The sequence below is a fragment of the Paenibacillus sp. Marseille-Q4541 genome (assembly GCF_018310695.1).
In the GTDB taxonomy this organism is placed as follows: Bacteria; Bacillota; Bacilli; order Paenibacillales; family Paenibacillaceae; genus Paenibacillus.
This window is the reverse complement of sequence record NZ_JAGXCY010000011.1, coordinates 15,096-32,474: the sequence shown is the minus strand read 5'-3', so window position 1 is coordinate 32,474 and position 17,379 is coordinate 15,096. Positions and strand designations below refer to the sequence as shown.

The window sequence follows — 17,379 nt, the reverse complement described above, 5'->3', positions numbered from 1 at the left end:
ACTACCCAATTATTTTACTCTGACATCAAATCCAGAATTTCTTCCTCTCTCAAAGCTTTGTTATATATGCTGACTTCATCCAGACTTCCACTTAAATAAGGATCTGCTGCAAATCTGCTTTTCCCTAGGTAAGCTTCCGTTGTAAGCAACTCTTTCGGATCATACGTCATCTCATTGTTAGTTGCGACTGGCTTACCGTTTACGTACAGCTTCCCTGTATTCCCGTCTAAGGTAACCGCTACGTGTGTCCATTCATTAACAGGAAATTTCGCTTGTGAGAGCAAACTTTGATCTACTCCGTTATGAATCGTGAACTGTAACACGCCAGAACTTTGGGAAGGAGTAAGGAACATATGCTTTCCTAGCCCATTACCAAAATCAAAGATACGCTGCCAGTCTCCTCCCCCATTCCATTTCACCCAAGCTGCAAAAGTAAAATCATTCGCATCGGTTACGAGGTTAGGAACCTGCATATACCCGTTACCTCCGTCAAACTGCAGTGCTGCACCTTTTTTACCTGTAGACTGTGAAGAAGCTCCTCCTTGAAGTACTCCGGTCAGCCCATTTCCGCTTACATCATTCACTTTTGTCCCCTGAAGATCTTCAAAATGATAACTCGCTATTACAGGCCCCGTTATTTGAGCAAGTACTTTTACATCAAATGTTTTTGTTTCCTTCACTGTTCCTTTTTGGATCGTTGCCGTAAGGCGAACGGTTGCCTCACCAGTACTTGCTGCAGGTCTTGTGACGACCCCTTGATCAGAAATGACCGCTTTATTGGACGATACCCAATTAATTGTGCTGTTCTCACTTCCTTTGACTGGTAACTTAAGATCCTGATATACCGCAGACGTGTCTCCAAGAGATAATTCATTTTTGACCGCAGTCACTACATCACGATCTTTCCGCTCTTCCATACGACTGCCCCAGAGAGAGACCCCTTGGTCAGAAAGAACGGTAAATGTGACCACGGTTTGTTCGCTGACTGACTCCCATTCTCTTGAGAAAACACCACTATATTTTTCACCATCTACATTCAGAACAGCCTCTCCGTTTTTCCCAAGACTCCACGTGCCCTTAATGTCACCTGTAATCTTCCCTTTTTTCTCAAAAACAGCATTCACCGAAGTTTTGATAGTCGAGGAAATATCCTTTCCGTGATTAATTATTTTATAAATTCCTTGGATGTCATTTGCATTGATATTTTTCTTGTGCTCGATATCGGTATAACGATAAGGTGCTACCACAGGCCAGCCGTCTGCATTCATATACATTTCGTGAACCCGTATTTCATGTTCTTCTCCTCGATCAGGAAAGCGGGTATGGAAAATTAGAAATGACTTGCCTGTCTTCTTATCGTAGTAGGCAGAGTTGTGACCCGGAGATACGTAACCAATGCCGGAACCTGATCCCGGATCTCCAATTTCTCTTGTAAACTGATAGTTCCCCATCAGCTTTACGCCGAAAGGTTCAATGGAGCGATCATCAAAAAGAGGCAGAGTAGGGTCTGATTTGACCTGGGTCATGTCATTCCCTTCAGCATCAAGGTAAGGTCCATCGGGGTTTTTAGATCGAGCCACTCGCATGTTGTATCCGCCGTAAGAGTCTAGCCCACCATATGATAAGTACAGATAATAATAATCTGTTTTCGGATGATATAGTACATAAGGCCCTTCAATACGGCTGTGGTTACCGCCAATTAATCGTTTGCCGTAACCTTGGTCTGGGAGTGTTTTGCCTGTTTTCGGGTCCAACTCTAAGATGAAAATACCTCCAGAATACGATCCATAGACCATCCACAGCTTTCCATTCTTATCATAAAAAACGTCAGGATCGACGACATTCGGATGCTTCGTGGCATCATAGATGGTACCATCTTCTCCCGCTTCGCCCCACATTCCTGATTTCAGTAATATCCCTTCATCCTTATAAGGACCTTCAATTTGATCAGCTACTGCAACACCAAGCGCAGATCTTGGAGAATCTCCTTTACAGGCATTGTAGTACATATAGAAACGCCCATCCTCCAGCTGAATGACATCCGCTGCCCAGAGGGTATCTGACTGTGCCCATGAAAGGGTCTCCTTCAACTCTTCGGTAACATTCGGAATTAACTTGTTCCCGTCCCTAACCCCGGAATCAATTAAATTCCAACTCATGAGATCCGTTGATTTCGCTGCTGCCAGGTGTGAGCCGAATACGTAATACGTGTCATCTACCTTAATGACAGATGGATCATGAACAGAAGCCTCTTGAAAAACAGGAATTGTCTCATGATTAGAACCCTTTGCCTCGCTAACAGAAATGGAACCGCTAGAACCTACAACACTGCATAAAACGGTTAGTGTTGTCGTCAGTATAGCCGCTTTTTTACTTCGCTTGAATAATGGATACAAACGCGATCCTCTCCTTTTTACGTTCATAAATAATGAAGACTATACCCAGGATAAAACGCTTACAAATACAAATACAATTATAATTATAATTAACACTTATATAAACCTATTTAGTTGTTTGTTAAATAATAACATTGAAGTCAAACACTTTTCAACACAAATTTGGAAACCCTTACAAATTTAAGACCCTGTCTTACTATTTTCAATGCTAAACCAACTGCGTCTTTTCATTAATATGTTCGTAAAATAAAAAACGGCTCTTCTGAAACGTTGCTCACAGCATCTTGCTGTAATCCGTTCCGAAGACCGTTTATTGAAATCATTGTAATAGCAACTAATGCTGGATATGAAACTCATCTAGAAGATTTCCATCCAGATCGTATGCTTGATACGTCAGCGTATGATCCTGAATCGTAATTCCAGCAAACATTTGCTTGTAATTCTGGAAATGGACCTTGTGATAAAATTGATCAACTTTTTGCTCATTAAACTTAGGGCCACTTGCATTAGCAACTACATACACAGTCCCCTCGTGATTACGAATAGAATCTGAGCCATCGCCCGTAATTTGTCCGTCTCGTACCGGATAGGATCTCGAATACTCATGATTGTGGCCCTGAAGGACCAAATCAACCTCATATTCATCGATTACTTCTGCCCAATCCTGAATTTTCTTATAGGTATTTCCTCCATATATAGGCCGGTGCATCGCAACAATTTTCCACTCTTTATCCGTATTTGCCAAATCTTCTTCTAACCACTCCGTCTGTTGCTTAATACTGCCCTCCGTATTGAGTACGGCAATATGTGCACTTCCGTATTCAAAAGAGTAATTGGTTTCTGTTCCTGAAAGTTTGGAAGCACCGTTGTCTGGTGTATTGAAAAAAGAAGCAAACCGTCCGAATTCGCCGTCCACGACATCGTTATTACCAATCACGGGTACGATAGGAATTCGACTAATCCATGCAGTGCTTGCTTCCATAAAAAAGTTCCAAGCATCGCCTGACCCCGCATCTTCAACAAAATCTCCCGCATGAACAACAAAAGAAGCACCCGAGAACGTCTTCAAAGCCTTATCCATTGTATTCTTCCATAATTCAAAATCGCTTCGCGTCTCCCCTTGCGAATCCGTAGTGTAGACAAATGTAAAGTCATTAGTAACAGGGGCAGTTTCAAAAGTAAGGACTTTACTCCATCCTTCGTCGGATCCATCTCCTACACGATATTGATATTTCGTACCTGGCTTAAGATTCGTTGCTTCAACTTTATGAACCCATACGGTTGAGCCTGTATCCAAGTCAATGGAAGACGTTGTTCCTTCATAGTTCAATATCTGATCCCCTTCAAAAGTAGCTTCTTCCCCTTCCATAAGCTGAAGTTTGGCAGGTAACTTATTCCCATCCGTTTGCCAAGTAAACGCTCGGCTTGTGGTGGAATCTTCACTTATCGTATTCACAATAATCGGATTACCATTTTTTTCTGAATCCGCTTGTGTGAACCACCTCATACCGAGCACTACAGCGATGATGACGAAAGCGACTATGACAATCCACATCGTATCCTTGCGGTTCATCTCCTTCCTCCATTCTATCTATTTCTTTTAGTCTAACGTTGTACATGCAACTGTTTGATAAGATACACCCCAGTGAAAGTAGAAGTCAAATCGGCATTTTATAAAATCTGTTCGCTAGTTTTGTAAAGAGAATGTAAATTTCATCTATTTTTAAGGTTCAGTTCAAATACAGTTCACAGAGTCCAAGTAAGATGTGTCTCAAGCCAATAACAAACCAACAATCCAATTAGCGAAATAAATTGATAGATTTGTTTCATCTTCATTATGATCTGCTAAGCGGAGACCATCTTAGAAAGAGAGGTGTAATTTATGCTTACCCCCGTTCATGTAGAGCTGAATAAACCGGTAAAGTACCGTCATGAACTCAAGTTTCTCATTAATCAGCATCAGTATACAATTTTACGGCAAAGACTTAAAAACATTGTGAAGTACGATGAGAATGTGGGAGATACCGGCGAGTATCACATTCGGAGTCTGTATTTTGACGATATGGACAACCGTGCTCTTCATGAAAAGTTAGGTGGGATTCGTGATCGGGCTAAATACCGGATTCGAATCTACAACGTCGAAGACAAAGTCATTCATTTTGAGAAAAAAGTGAAAAAGGGCGATTTTATTGCCAAACAAAAAGTATCCCTGACAAGAAAAATGTATGAATCCATTATTGCAGGTGATTTTGAAGTACTGAATGTTCCCGATCAACCGCTGATGTATGAAATTTATCATGAAATGCGTGACCGGATGCTTCGTCCGAAAGTCATTGTTGATTATGTAAGGGAGCCTTTCGTTTGTCACCATGGCAACGTCAGAATTACGTTCGATAAAGATCTGCGAACAGGTCTTCACGCGCTCGATATTTTCAACAAAGATCTAGACCCGGTTAGAGCCATTGACGAAAACCTGATGATTCTGGAAGTGAAGTTCGATGAGTACATTCCAGAATACATAAGGATAGCACTTCAGCTCGAAGGATTAAACCGGCAGTCTGCATCGAAATATGTGATTTGCCGCAAGTTTCTAAAGTATAACACTTGGGAGGATTATTAAAGATGGCAGCAACTACTTCTACTACGGCAGCAGCAACACAAGCTACTTCCGATACAACAAATTTTACAGATATTATTAAAAACTCGGTGATGGAGAATTTCGCATCCGATATCAGCATTTCGAAAATTCTCATCAGCCTAGCGGTAGCTTTCCTGATAGGTCTCTTTATCTTTGTCTTATATAAACGAGTCTTCAGTGGAGTACTCTACTCTAAAAGTTTTAACGTTTCCCTAATTGGTATGACGATGGTAACGGCGATGGTGATCATTGCGATTAACTCCAACCTCGTATTGTCTCTCGGTATGGTTGGTGCTCTGTCCATTGTTCGTTTCAGAACACCGATTAAAGATCCAACAGACCTCATTTTCTTGTTCTGGGCTGCAGCAGCAGGGATTGTATCTGGCGCAGGTTTCTTCACACTCGCTGCGTTAGGTTCTGCTATTATTGGTCTCGTTCTGTTCTTCTTTATTAAACGTACAACACTGGATACCCCTTATCTTCTTGTCGTGAACTGTGAAGACGATGCTAGTGAGAAACAAATTCTTGAACAGCTGAACAATGTCGTGAAACGTTACAACGTAAAACAAAAGACAGTAACGGCTGGCAACATTGAAGTAACCGTCGAAGTCCGCCTGAAAGATAGCGAAGGCAGCTTTGTAAACAAAATTACCGAAACCCGCGGTGTCAGAAATGCCGTGCTCATCAGCTATAGCGGTGATTATGTATCATAAAGATAAGGTGGTGCTCTAGATGAAGACCAAATTTTCAACTCTTCTTCTATGCTTCTGCTCCATCTGTCTGATTCTGGCCGGCTGTCAAATTGGCAGCTCGTCCACTTCTTCGGAAACTGCGGATACCGCTGTTTCCGAAGAACAACAGAAAATAGAAGAAACGGTATTTCCAAAAGACAAAGTTGTAGATGTCAAAATTACGATTGATGAAGATGAGTTTCAAGACATGTTAGATAATGCTAGTGCAGAAGAGTACAAGTCTGCAAGTGTGGAATATAATGGGATCAAACTTGATAACGTTGGTATTCGTACCAAAGGCAATTTGAGCCTTCGCAGTGTTGTTCAGATGGAAGACTCGGATCGCTACAGCTTCAAACTATCGTTTGATGAATATGTGAACCAAAAGCTTGAAGGGATCAGTAAAATTAACCTGAACAATAACTACAGTGACCCGACAAGTATGAGAGAGTTCCTAACCTACGAACTAGCAGAACAAATGGGTCTTCCGACTCCTGAATTCTCTTATGTAAATGTATATGTGAATGATGAGCTTTGGGGATTTTACCTGGCCATTGAACAGATTGATGAGTCCTATCTGGAGCGGAATTTCGATAGCTCCTACGGCTCTCTCTATAAAGGGGTAATGACTGGGCAAGGTAGTGATTTGACCTGGCTTGGCGATGATGCTGATCTTTATACCGGACTTGAAGTGAAGTCTGAAAAAACAGACAGTGAAGCACTCATTGCTATGTTAAATGAACTGAATAACGGGACGGATTACGAAAAATATATCGATGTAGAAAATGCCTTAAAATACATCGCTCTGAACGTCGTGACCAATAACACGGACAGTTATCTCGGTTCTAATAAACAAAACTACTATTTATATGAAGAAGATGGTGTCTTCTCTGTATTGCCTTGGGATTATAATATGGCCTTTGGCGGTTTAGGCAGATCAAATCTGCTCATTGATGAACCAACTCAAGGAGCGGTTGCAGAACGTCCACTGATTGCAAAACTGCTTGCTGTTGACGAATACAAAGAGCTTTATCATCAGATTATTTCTGAGGCGGTCAACGGATATCTTGCCACTGATACGTTTACAGCAAGAGTTGCAGAACTCAAAACGATGATTGCAGAACATGTAAAAGCAGATCCGAACGCTTTTTACACGTACGATGAATTCGAAAAAGGTATCACTAGTCTGATCGCGACAAATACGTCGCAAGTTACAAATATATCCCAGCAACTTGACGGTACCATTCCTTCATCCGGTGATGGTTCCGGCAGCGGAGGCGGCATGGGTGGTGGTGGCATGGGACGCGGTGGTGAAGCAAACGGTGCAGCTCCGAATGGGAATGCGCAGGAGCAGAACCAAGCGGTACCTGGTAATGCTAATGCAACGGGAAATGCGACAGCAACGAGCAATGCTAACAATAAGGTTGCTCCAAATGAAACGGGAGAAGCGGCTGTTCCTCCTCAGAATACCACCACGCCTGAAAGCGGAAATGCAACTACTGGTGAGCAGTCAAATAACGCGGTTCAGCCGCCTACTGGAGAAGCTCCACCAGATCAGACGGATACAAACGGTAATCAAAACAATAATACAGAAGCTGTTCCAGGTGCCGATCAAGGAGACAATCAGGCCGGACAAGGTGGCGGAATGGGAGAACCACCAAATGGTTTTGGCGGCGGCCAAATGGAACGTCCTGAAGGTGGGATGATGGGAGGTGGTGGATTCCCTGGCGGAGAGCAGCAAAATAGGCAGCAAGGGACTACGCAAGATGTAATTACGGCGGCCGTAGCCCTAATCATTCTCTTACTAGCTTGTTTATTCATTACTTTCTACAAACGTAAACGTCTTTAGAGGTAAAACGTGAAGTAATATGGTGAAAATGAAATGACAACAACCTAAAAAGACTGTCCTCCAACTGGTGGGCAGTCTTTTTGGGCTCAGGCAAATCTCAAGGATCATATGATCGATGACCATATTTTGATTGCTGTTAACGTAATCAGTAACACCAGGGCATATCGTAAATACTTTACGTTCATCTTGGAACTAACCAAGGAACCGACAGGAGAACCTGCTACACTTCCAATAACTGCCAAAATAATGGGAATCAGCGGTATATCTCCCCCATTTATTTTGCCAATCACTCCGCCGATCGCAGAGATGAATACGATGGTCAAAGAGGTTGCAATTGTGATTCGAACTGGAATTCGAAGTAATTTTAACATAATAGGAATCAGAATAAATCCACCTCCAGCACCTACAATGCCGGAAACAATTCCAGTAGCAAAGGCTGAGCTACTAGCCAGAAACCGATTGAATTCAACTTCCTGTATATCCCTTTTCTCATCTCTGCCTTTCACGGGGAGCAACATCAAAACTACTGCTAGCACAGCAAGTAGACCATAAATAATATTGATCGTTTGTTCTTCAAATTGGGAAGACCATATCCCCCCGACTAGACTTCCAATTAGAATACTGGTTCCCATCCATGCGGCTAAAGGGAGGTGTATAAGCCCCTTCTTTGATTTTCGTGACTGCATCCCATACCCAACGATCCCGGACAATGATGAAAAAAACACCTGAAATATACTGATGCTTGCAACTTCATGTGCGGTAAATCCATCTAGGCCCATCAAGGGTGGAATAAATAAGAGTAGCGGATAATTGATAATAGCACCGCCAATTCCAAGCAAACCTGAGAAAAACGAACCAATGAATCCGAGCAGGATCATAAGTAGCACAAACATAAGATGTTCCCTCCTCTCGCACATAAAACATAAAAATGATCATTACTGGTTGTCAGACTACTATACAAACCTAACAAGGCAAGATATAATAATCCCAACTAAATAAATTGGAATAAAGGTGATTATGATGATAACCGGTTTGAGCCGACTCTTTCGCCAGCATTGCCCTAAGTGCAAGCATCCTTTATCCAGCAAATTCACTGCACTTTATGTGACCAAATCCTGCACTGTCTGTGTATATAGAGAAGAATCCTATCCCGCTCTTGGAATACGTATTACGTATGAAGAGCCTTCATTGAACCCTCCAGAAACTAAACACTAGTTCAAAGACAATGTTAAATTAATAATTGCTTTTGCCCACACTTTAGCTGTTCCATTCTCCATTATGACATAGATCTTTTTCTTCTTGTGTAAAAATTGATATAGTGAGATGAAAAGATTGGAACAGTTAAAGGAGTTCTCACATGGTAAGGTACTTACATCAAGAACAAGACCCCAGAGAAATTTATGTTTATGATACATCCGAAGTTTACGGTGAGAAAGGGAATTTCCGAGTGCTTGAGTTCGGAAATGATGCAATTCAGGGCATTCTTGATCTTAACGAACCGTCTCGGATTCTGTTTGAATACCCTAGAGCCATACTACATTTGATGGAAGTGAACAATTCTGCCTATGAGGATGTATTCCTTATTGGGCATGGTGTCGGCACTCTTTCTTCTGCCCTATCTGACAAACAAATAGTTATCTCGGAAATCGACCAGCAAGTATCAGAGCTCAGTACACAATATTTCAATTATAAGGGTACCCCTATCATTATTGAAGATGGATATACATTGCTGCAAAAAATGACGAATGATCGTTTCGATTATGTGGTGGTGGATGCTTTTCATGAGGGAGGTATCCCCAAAGAGCTTACAAGCCGTTCTTTTTTTGAAACCGCTCGTGATAAACTGGACTCTGAAGGGAAAATTTTGATGAATATCATTGGAAGAGGCCCCCATGATCCTTATGTGCATCACATCTATCGTTCTCTTGCCTCTGTTTTTCCTATCATTGATCTCTTTTATCTTGATACCGGAAATACAGGCAGATCTCAGAATATGATTTTGGTTGGTGGATATCGTACTCTACGTTATCAACAAAAAGGATTGGCACAATTTCGTAAAGTAACTTCAGGACTGCCTATTGTAGAAGCGGATTAAATTGTTTCAGAGCGAAAAACAAACCGCCCCTTTATTCTGAGTCGGTTTGTTTTCTTATTGCTCTCTGATATAAATTGAAATAAGTATTTCTGCAATCCTGTCCATTTTCTTATCTGACTTGACTCAAATCAAGAGTATACGTGTTCACTACGTTGTCTGATTTATTTTTATATTGAAATGTCATGATCCCATCTATAATCCGATCAAAAATAATAATATGATCCCTTTCCATTTCATTATTACGGTCAAGCCCTGCCTGTTCCAGATCATCCTTTTCGCTCTCAGGAAGCGAGATCATTTCATGCACATACACTGCCTGTTCTGACTGTACATTGTAGACGATCAGATGTTGCGATGCATACTCACGTAATATCATAAAACGCTGATTATAATGCTCTACCATGTAAATTTCATCTTTTTGCATCATATCTGTTAGATGATATTCCGCTTTTACTACACCGTTCTTATCTAGAAACCTCGCCTTCTTCCCGTTCGTCATCAATACGTTTGCGTGAGACTTGTGAAGTGTCGTATCCGGATAATACCCCATGAAGGAAAAGCTGTCCTCATCTAATACTTTGCCATTTTTGACAAGAGCTTGTCCTGTATTTCTACTCGTCCCTGACATACCATAATTCTCATTCATCCGCAGATAGTAAGTTCCTGCAGCAATATTCTCCACTTGAAAGTCTTTCATTGTTTTAAACTTATTACTTACATTTCCGATCTTAGTCCCTATCTGATTTCCTTTTGCTTGATACAACTCCCCTGTAGAGAGCTTGATCCAGTAAGTCATTTGATTCTCTGTTCCCTTCGCATAAGTTCTTGGAATGGTAATTTCCTTCAAAGAACGATCCCAAGTCACCTTCTGCTTCACGGATGAAGCAACGAATTGTAAGGGGATGTAAATCTTACTTTTTTCCATTTGAGGAGGGACATCAAGCGTTACTTTTTTCTTGTCTACATACGCTGTAATGCTCCCAAGAGTTAACTTGATCTCCTTATTAACGCCATATAAAGTAACTGATTTCGTCTTCTGATTCCATTGTACATTGAGACTTAGCTGATCACTGATGTCCCTAATCGGCAGCAGAATTCTACCCTGATCAATAATGATTGGATCTTTTAATTGTGAATACTGATCTGCACTTTCTACACCTGCTTGCACATAAACTTTAGCATTTTTGGCCACGGCTTCATTAGTGAATTCAGTCGCTGAAAAGAATATGCTACCGCACAGGATTGCTGTGACGGAAATCTTTTTACTAAGAGATGGCATCGCACTCTCCTCCTGTTATAAGAGTTACCTCTGAACAAATCTACCCACTAGATGAGGTAAACGATGAACATCGGCTCTATAACTAATTACAAGAAAATACTGTAAATTAAACATGTTTCTTATAAAAAGTACAGATTCCCACGAATGAAACGCATAGATTGGGCCTTGCTAGTGTCATTCACTCTGCTACAAATCTTTTATTCTTAATATCTAGTACATAATTTACTTCTTTCAACTCTTCCTTGGATGAACCTGCTCTCTCTTCTGGAACAATAACCAATCTTTCTTTTTTATTGATCGGTGGATTCAAACTGCTATAAGTAATATGTTCAAGAAGATATCCTCCTTTTATGAAATGGAGAGGAATTGGTTCTCCTCCCCCGTTTGGAATCGCCATAGCGTAAAATTGGATTCCATACCCTGAAGTGTAGCGTGGATTAAATAGATAAACATCGGCATCCTTGAAAACTATTTTGTCAAAAGATAAAAGCTTGTCCGTAGGTTGAATCAAAGTTAGCTCAGGTAAAGATAAGATGGTTAGTCTTTTACCGTTATGTTCATACACAATATCGTAATTACTCTGAAAAGTGGTGTCTCCCTCTATTCCAGACATACTCGGAACAGTCAAATGCCCGATCTCCTCTCTACCTCTAGAGACAAGAACTAAAGTTCCGTTTTCTGTGGAAGTTTTTGCTCTGATGGACGGTGTTTCCTTCGTAAAATCGATTTCGATTACGTTAGAGAACTCACTCTTCGAAAACTGACTTACGATTTCCGTAGGTTTTTCTATCTTTGTTGTAACTTGATCAGTAGCTTTTATGTTAGTACGCCCTTCTTTGAGATTCACAACTTCTACTATAGACTCTTCATTCATATTCAATAAATGCTGCGGTACACACGAAGTCAGCAAACTAGATATAAAAAAACAAGTAAAAATATCTATAAGCTTATTCTTACAATTCACGTCTTTTTCTCCTTCCATATCTACTTCTTTCCTTAACACGTAAACACTCGGTTTTGTTACAAAAAACAAAAAAAGCCTGATTTCTCAGGCTTAGCATTTTGATATTCCAACTTCACTTTATGATTCACTTTATGATCTATTTTGTTTCTAATTCCTTTGTCATAAATACGCTGTTCGGATCTTCCACATAGTCTGCAAAAGGATCACAATACTCAAATCCTAATTTTGCATACAGCCGAATAGCTGGTTTAAAACTTTCCATCGATCCTGTTTCCAAACTGAGCCTTTGATATCCGCGCCTCTGAGCTTCCTCTATCATTTGTTCCAGAAGCCGATTGGCTACCCCTTTTCTAATATGTAACGAAGACGTACGCATCGATTTAATCTCTCCGTGAGTTGAATCAATCTCTTTTAGCGCACCACAACCAAGTAACTCTTTATTCTCCCAGGCACTCCAGAATGTTATCTCAGGTTTTCTTAAATTTTCTAAATCTAAGGCATGCATACTTTCTTCTGGGGATTGAGATTGCATATCTTGAAAATGTTCCTCTACTAATGCGATAATTTCGGGTCCGGTTAAATCATCAATTCTAATATCCATGAAGTTTGCTCCTATTCCGTGATGTTCTGCCCTCTGTGATAGATATGTACGTTATTCCACGTTGAAACTTTATTTATTTAGATTCATGAATATATATTATATGGTTGATCGTTACTACGTCTACGCCTATGTCAGTTATAAATCGAAATCAGACTATTAATTCCAACAACGCCACAATTTTTGCATAGGCAGTTTCGTTTATCCCATAAGTTTCTGTATCATTAATATGATTACGATCATAGATAATGAACCCCAACCTCTTTTCTTCATGGTTCTTTCATGGGTTTCCCCTCTCCATAAAAAGCTTATAAACAGATAACAATGAAAGGTCGCAAATGGTAACGAAAAAAGATAAAAAGAAAGATGCCTGTAAACATCCCCTGCCGGATATGCTTAAGGCATCACTTCTATAATTGCTATTGATTTACGAGCCGTTTACCCATGTTAGGATTTCGGCTCACTTTTACCATCGTATCGTTTGCTCCATTCTTCAAGTACAGCATCGCGAGTAGAAGCAGCTTCTTTCAAATCGTATTTGATCAGTTGATCCATTGGATTTTTTTCATATCCTTCAGGGATCGCACCTGAATCATTAGTTACCGATGTAATCGGATAGTTCACGCTGTATTCCTTCATCGCTTCGTCACTAATTGCCCAGTCAAGAAAATCTTTCGCTGCTTGTTTGATGTTATCTTTTTGCATTAGTGCATTTGCTTCTACATCCCAGCCTGAACCTTCTGCCGGGAATACTACTTCTACAGGAGAACCATCATTTTTCTCCGTGATCCCACGGTATCCAAAAGAAATCCCGATCGGATATTCCCCTGTTCCTGCCAGTTTCGCTGGTTTGGAGCCGGAATGAGTGTACATTCCAATATTTTCATGAAGCTTGTCCAAATAAGTCCATGCTTGATCTGCACCGAGCAGTTGCTGCAATCCAGAGACTGTTAGGAAACCTGTACCGGAAGAAGCTGGATTTGGCATCGTAATCAGGCCTTTGTATTCTGGTTTGAGTAGGTCTTGATACGTCTTCGGAATCGCAAGTCCCTTCTTCTCCATCTCCACTGTGTTCACGATAACCGCAGTTTCCCAGGCATCAATCCCGACCCAATGTGCAGGCTCAGCGCTATCTTTAAATGCAGATTCAACTCTCTCAATGCCAGCTGGTGAATAAGGCTCCAACATTTGGTTCTGATCTAGAACGAGCAAACTAGTTGCTGCAACGCCCCACACGACATCCGCTTGGGGATTATCTTTCTCAGCCAGCAGTTTCGCAGTAATGACCCCTGTAGAATCACGGACAATGTTCAGTTTCACATCCGGATATTTTGCTTTATACGTTGTAAGATATTGCTCAATAATGTCATCTTCCAGTGCTGTATATACGGTCAGTTCTTCCCCTTTGGATCCTTCCTTATTTCCTGACTGCGCCCCCGAACCACTCGCTGTGCTTCCACCACTTGTACTACAAGCAGATAAGAACGTAGAGATTAACAAAATACTGATCAGTAAAAACCATCCTTTTTTCATCTTAGATATCCCCTCTTTTGTGTGGAGGATTCATGATCCTCCTATTAATATAACTCTTAGTTCTAACTATACTTCTCAATGTTCAACGCACTGTTAAACCCAAGTAAAAATAATGTTTTCTTTTCATTTTTAGTTGTTTTATTGTGGTTTTATGGGGAGGTGATAAAATAAGACCGCCCTATGCAATCTGCAACGGACGGTCTTACTTTCATTTCCTATGATATTATGCATTCCCGCTACTCTGTAACACCCTCGGCAAGAAGCCAATGTACATCCCGATCAGTTAATTTACTTTTCCATGCGCTCGGAGGCGGGACATCACTCACAATGATATCAATTTCTCTAAAATCGGCAAACTTGTGAAAATGCCGGGTACCGATTTTGGTATGATCGGCAAGAACAATCGTTTGTTTCGCCTGTTTAATGAACGTTCTAGCCAGCAAGCCGCGTTCATCTTCATAACTCGTAATCCCCGCATCAATCTCAATTCCGTCTGCAACGACAAACGCTTTATCAACATGAAATCCAGACATGAATTCAACAGCCAGCGATCCAGACGCGCGGTAATGCTTCGTATTAATCCGACCGCCAATAAGAATGATGTCCCCATCAAAAATACCTTTATTTTTATAAGTAATAAGTAAGTTCAAAGTATATATAGAAGATACAAGAACGGTAATATTTTTCTTAAGTACAAGCGAATCAATCATTTGCAGTGTCGTTGTTCCTTCATCAATAACGACAACATCATGATCTTCAATTAATGAGGCTGCCGTTCGCCCGATCCTTTGCTTCTCTTCGGCTTGAAGAACTTCCCGTTTACCATAAGAAGGTTCTTCTCTTTCCACATTGATTTTAACTGCTCCACCATACACCCGTTTTAATTTATTCTCGGATTCAAGTTCTTCCAGATACCGGCGAATCGTTTCCGATGAGACTTCAAGCTCTTGCACAAGTTCTGGGGTCCTTACTTTCCCCTTCCATTGCAGCATTTGCAAGATGCTCTGTTTCCGCTCTTCTCCAGCTAACGACATTGCTGATTCTCCTTTACAGGCGTGATATCTCGTATTTTATCACAGATGGATATACCCCTTACAATACGAAGCCTAGTTCTGATTCAGGCTCAAAAACAAAATCAGCGGTTGACCACTTGTGAATAGAAGCGCTACGGGTTCGGAGGTTTCTTACGATCGGTCTTTAAAGGCGAACACTGCCGTTTCTTCAGAATCCCTCCGACCCTCCGCTTTATTCGTACTTGGAGTCAATCTCTAATTTTTAGATTGAGCTCTTATTCAAAGCAATGTTTTTATCTGTACTTGAGTTAACTTCATTGTCAGATTTCTCGTTAACGATCTGTTTCACGACCCCCACAAGTCTCTTCATATCTTCGCTGTGGACATCTCCGATGCTTCCGATTCGAAAAGTGGGTTCTGAGGTAAGTTTACCAGGATATAAAACAAATCCTTGCTTTTTCAGGCGTGTGTAAAAATCCGAGAATGAGAATGTTTGATTAGGATATTTAAATGATGTAATGATAGGTGAATGCCACTCTTCAGGAAGAAGAACTTCAAACCCTGCCTCTTGCATTCCTTGAACAAGAATCTGCTGATTACACTGATACCTGTGGTAACGAGCCTCTACACTTCCTTCGTCTTCCAATTCACTTAATGCTTGATCAAACGCACGTACGACATGAGTTGGAGATGTGAAACGCCATTTCCCATGCTGTCGTTCCATTACATCCCACTGATCATATAAATCTAGTGATAAAGAACGTGCATTTCCCTTGCACTTAGCAATACTGGACCTTCTAGCAATAACAAAACCAAACCCAGGCACACCCTGAATACATTTATTACTACTGCTAATTAAAAAATCGATCCCCAGTCGATCCACAGGCAGCGGAATACCTCCAAAACTGCTCATTGCATCCACAATCAATGTTTTTCCATATTTATGAATTACGCTAGCAAGTTCTTCAAGCGGATTCAGTACACCTGTCGTTGTTTCACAGTGAACAATCGCGGCATGTGTGATAGATGGGTCGTTCTTTAGAACTTCTTCCAATACATCAGGGTCTACCGCCTGCCGTTCATCAAAACGAACTGCCGTAACGGGAATCCCTAATATTTCTGCCATCTGCACAATTCGTTCTCCATAAGCCCCATTTACCGCAACCGCAAGTTTCGCTCCTTCTCTTGGCAAAACCGTTCCGATGGTGGATTCCACACTAAAACTTCCACTTCCTTGCATAAGTACCGCTGTATACTCCTCCGGCGTAATCGGTGCTGCTAAGTGTACAAGTTTTTGCCTAATCGAATCTACGAGTTTGTTGTACTCTACATCCCAGGTACACCAATCTTTTAACATCGCTTCTTTGACACTTGATGTAGTGGTCAGGGGTCCAGGTGTAAGCAAAAGATAAGGATTATCTGTACGTTGATTTAGTTCTGCCATTGAACTTCACCTGCTTCTGTGTGGATGTTAATTTGTTCAATAATTTCATCCAGTTTGCCAATTTCAGAAATAACGTAATGCGCACCTGCTTTTTTGAGACGCTCCGCTACTTCATTAAACATACGTTCCTTATCCTGTTCATTTAGTACGGATGTCTCCTGTTCCGTAAGTCCTAATATATTTCCCCCAAACACGACACCTACAGTCCATACGCCCGCATTGCGCCCTTCCTCCATATCCGCTTCCGTGTCACCACATTTTACGATGGAGCTCATTGGATAGGTTCCAAGTTGTTCTGCGTTTCGATAGATCATCCAAGGGTGAGGGCGACCCGCTGCTGCTTCATCTGGAGCACATACAGAGTCTGGTTTATATCCATATTTGGCAGCCTCAGGTACGATAACGTCTAGCATAGCGCGAGTGTACCCCGTTGTAGTACCTATCGTAATTCCTTGTTCATGCAAACGATCTGCAAGTTCCACTGCCCCAGGTACCGGAACAGCAAACTGTTCTAAAAGAGAAAATAATTTGGGCTCAAATGCTTCATACATCGTTTGAATATCTTGCTCGTTCGGCAAACGATCATATATGCTATACCATGCTTTAGATACACTCTCATCCTGACAAATATCTCGTAAATGATCTATTTTCATGCGGCCCATCGGTTTACGAATGACGTCTGCACTTACTTCAATTCCGTGATCTAAGAACAACTGTCTGAACGCTTCCACTGGTGCAAAACTTCCGTAGTCTACCATTGTACCTGCCCAATCCATAATCACTGTTTTAATCATCTGTAATTACCTCCATTAGTTTAATTTTATAGTGTTCCTCAACTA

At 41.1% G+C, this 17,379-nt stretch carries 14 protein-coding genes; 4 read left to right on the top strand and 10 right to left on the bottom strand.

What is annotated here, in order from left to right; all coding sequences use genetic code 11:
* Nucleotides 1-14: 14 nt before the first annotated feature.
* Nucleotides 15-2,396, bottom strand: a complete 2,382-nt coding sequence (gene abnB / locus KFT32_RS13450) for an arabinan endo-1,5-alpha-L-arabinosidase AbnB (RefSeq protein WP_249435875.1) — start codon at nucleotides 2,394-2,396, stop codon at nucleotides 15-17.
* Nucleotides 2,397-2,730: 334 nt separating this feature from the next.
* Complete coding sequence (locus KFT32_RS13445) at nucleotides 2,731-3,969, bottom strand: purple acid phosphatase family protein (RefSeq protein WP_211747735.1); 1,239 nt, start codon at nucleotides 3,967-3,969, stop codon at nucleotides 2,731-2,733.
* A gap of 333 nt (nucleotides 3,970-4,302) precedes the next feature.
* On the opposite strand from KFT32_RS13445, the gene KFT32_RS13440 reads away from it, so the two are divergent.
* The 3 genes from KFT32_RS13440 to KFT32_RS13430 are packed head-to-tail and all read left to right on the top strand — an operon-like array spanning nucleotide 4,303 to nucleotide 7,614.
* Nucleotides 4,303-5,016 carry a polyphosphate polymerase domain-containing protein gene (locus tag KFT32_RS13440; protein WP_211747811.1) on the top strand — a complete coding sequence of 238 codons (714 nt, stop codon included), beginning with the start codon at nucleotides 4,303-4,305 and terminating at the stop codon, nucleotides 5,014-5,016.
* A gap of 2 nt (nucleotides 5,017-5,018) precedes the next feature.
* Nucleotides 5,019-5,747, top strand: coding sequence for a DUF4956 domain-containing protein (locus tag KFT32_RS13435; protein WP_211747734.1), 729 nt, complete (start codon nucleotides 5,019-5,021; stop codon nucleotides 5,745-5,747).
* Nucleotides 5,748-5,766: 19 nt separating this feature from the next.
* Nucleotides 5,767-7,614 carry a CotH kinase family protein gene (locus tag KFT32_RS13430; RefSeq protein ID WP_211747733.1) on the top strand — a complete coding sequence of 616 codons (1,848 nt, stop codon included), beginning with the start codon at nucleotides 5,767-5,769 and terminating at the stop codon, nucleotides 7,612-7,614.
* A 104-nt stretch (nucleotides 7,615-7,718) separates the two neighbouring features.
* On the opposite strand, the gene KFT32_RS13425 is transcribed toward KFT32_RS13430, so the two are convergent.
* Nucleotides 7,719-8,507 carry a sulfite exporter TauE/SafE family protein gene (locus KFT32_RS13425; protein WP_249435874.1) on the bottom strand — a complete coding sequence of 263 codons (789 nt, stop codon included), beginning with the start codon at nucleotides 8,505-8,507 and terminating at the stop codon, nucleotides 7,719-7,721.
* A 464-nt stretch (nucleotides 8,508-8,971) separates the two neighbouring features.
* On the opposite strand from KFT32_RS13425, the gene KFT32_RS13420 reads away from it, so the two are divergent.
* Entirely contained in the window at nucleotides 8,972-9,709 is a 738-nt protein-coding gene (locus tag KFT32_RS13420; protein WP_211747731.1) for a spermidine synthase, read from the top strand.
* Nucleotides 9,710-9,818: 109 nt separating this feature from the next.
* On the opposite strand, the gene KFT32_RS13415 is transcribed toward KFT32_RS13420, so the two are convergent.
* The 7 genes from KFT32_RS13415 to phnX all read right to left on the bottom strand — a co-directional run bounded on the left by KFT32_RS13415 (nucleotide 9,819) and on the right by phnX (nucleotide 17,334).
* Nucleotides 9,819-10,988 (bottom strand): copper amine oxidase N-terminal domain-containing protein, encoded by a 1,170-nt coding sequence (locus KFT32_RS13415; RefSeq protein ID WP_211747730.1) that lies wholly within the window; start codon nucleotides 10,986-10,988, stop codon nucleotides 9,819-9,821.
* Between the two features lie 178 nt (nucleotides 10,989-11,166).
* Nucleotides 11,167-11,952, bottom strand: coding sequence for a hypothetical protein (locus KFT32_RS13410; RefSeq protein ID WP_211747729.1), 786 nt, complete (start codon nucleotides 11,950-11,952; stop codon nucleotides 11,167-11,169).
* A gap of 136 nt (nucleotides 11,953-12,088) precedes the next feature.
* A complete protein-coding gene (locus tag KFT32_RS13405; protein WP_211747728.1) occupies nucleotides 12,089-12,553 on the bottom strand; it encodes a GNAT family N-acetyltransferase in 465 nt (154 codons plus the stop codon).
* Between the two features lie 444 nt (nucleotides 12,554-12,997).
* Nucleotides 12,998-14,083 (bottom strand): putative 2-aminoethylphosphonate ABC transporter substrate-binding protein, encoded by a 1,086-nt coding sequence (locus tag KFT32_RS13400; protein ID WP_211747727.1) that lies wholly within the window; start codon nucleotides 14,081-14,083, stop codon nucleotides 12,998-13,000.
* Nucleotides 14,084-14,319: 236 nt separating this feature from the next.
* A complete protein-coding gene (locus tag KFT32_RS13395; RefSeq protein WP_211747726.1) occupies nucleotides 14,320-15,117 on the bottom strand; it encodes a DeoR/GlpR family DNA-binding transcription regulator in 798 nt (265 codons plus the stop codon).
* Between the two features lie 241 nt (nucleotides 15,118-15,358).
* Nucleotides 15,359-16,540, bottom strand: coding sequence for a 2-aminoethylphosphonate--pyruvate transaminase (gene phnW, locus KFT32_RS13390; RefSeq protein WP_211747725.1), 1,182 nt, complete (start codon nucleotides 16,538-16,540; stop codon nucleotides 15,359-15,361).
* Nucleotides 16,528-17,334 (bottom strand): phosphonoacetaldehyde hydrolase, encoded by an 807-nt coding sequence (gene phnX, locus KFT32_RS13385; protein ID WP_211747724.1) that lies wholly within the window; start codon nucleotides 17,332-17,334, stop codon nucleotides 16,528-16,530. The genes phnW and phnX overlap by 13 nt, the downstream gene beginning before the upstream one ends.
* Between the last annotated feature and the right edge of the window lie 45 nt (nucleotides 17,335-17,379).

What these genes read in the sequence shown, in the direction of transcription:
- KFT32_RS13420 (WP_211747731.1), top strand. Translation starts at nt 8,972, where the DNA reads ATGGTAAGGTACTTACATCAAGAACAAGACCCCAGAGAAATTTATGTT.
- KFT32_RS13430 (WP_211747733.1), top strand. Translation starts at nt 5,767, where the DNA reads ATGAAGACCAAATTTTCAACTCTTCTTCTATGCTTCTGCTCCATCTGT.
- KFT32_RS13435 (WP_211747734.1), top strand. Translation starts at nt 5,019, where the DNA reads ATGGCAGCAACTACTTCTACTACGGCAGCAGCAACACAAGCTACTTCC.
- KFT32_RS13415 (WP_211747730.1), bottom strand. Translation starts at nt 10,988, where the DNA reads ATGCCATCTCTTAGTAAAAAGATTTCCGTCACAGCAATCCTGTGCGGT.
- phnW (WP_211747725.1), bottom strand. Translation starts at nt 16,540, where the DNA reads ATGGCAGAACTAAATCAACGTACAGATAATCCTTATCTTTTGCTTACA.
- KFT32_RS13405 (WP_211747728.1), bottom strand. Translation starts at nt 12,553, where the DNA reads ATGGATATTAGAATTGATGATTTAACCGGACCCGAAATTATCGCATTA.
- phnX (WP_211747724.1), bottom strand. Translation starts at nt 17,334, where the DNA reads ATGATTAAAACAGTGATTATGGATTGGGCAGGTACAATGGTAGACTAC.
- KFT32_RS13425 (WP_249435874.1), bottom strand. Translation starts at nt 8,507, where the DNA reads ATGTTTGTGCTACTTATGATCCTGCTCGGATTCATTGGTTCGTTTTTC.
- KFT32_RS13445 (WP_211747735.1), bottom strand. Translation starts at nt 3,969, where the DNA reads ATGAACCGCAAGGATACGATGTGGATTGTCATAGTCGCTTTCGTCATC.
- KFT32_RS13395 (WP_211747726.1), bottom strand. Translation starts at nt 15,117, where the DNA reads ATGTCGTTAGCTGGAGAAGAGCGGAAACAGAGCATCTTGCAAATGCTG.
- KFT32_RS13400 (WP_211747727.1), bottom strand. Translation starts at nt 14,083, where the DNA reads ATGAAAAAAGGATGGTTTTTACTGATCAGTATTTTGTTAATCTCTACG.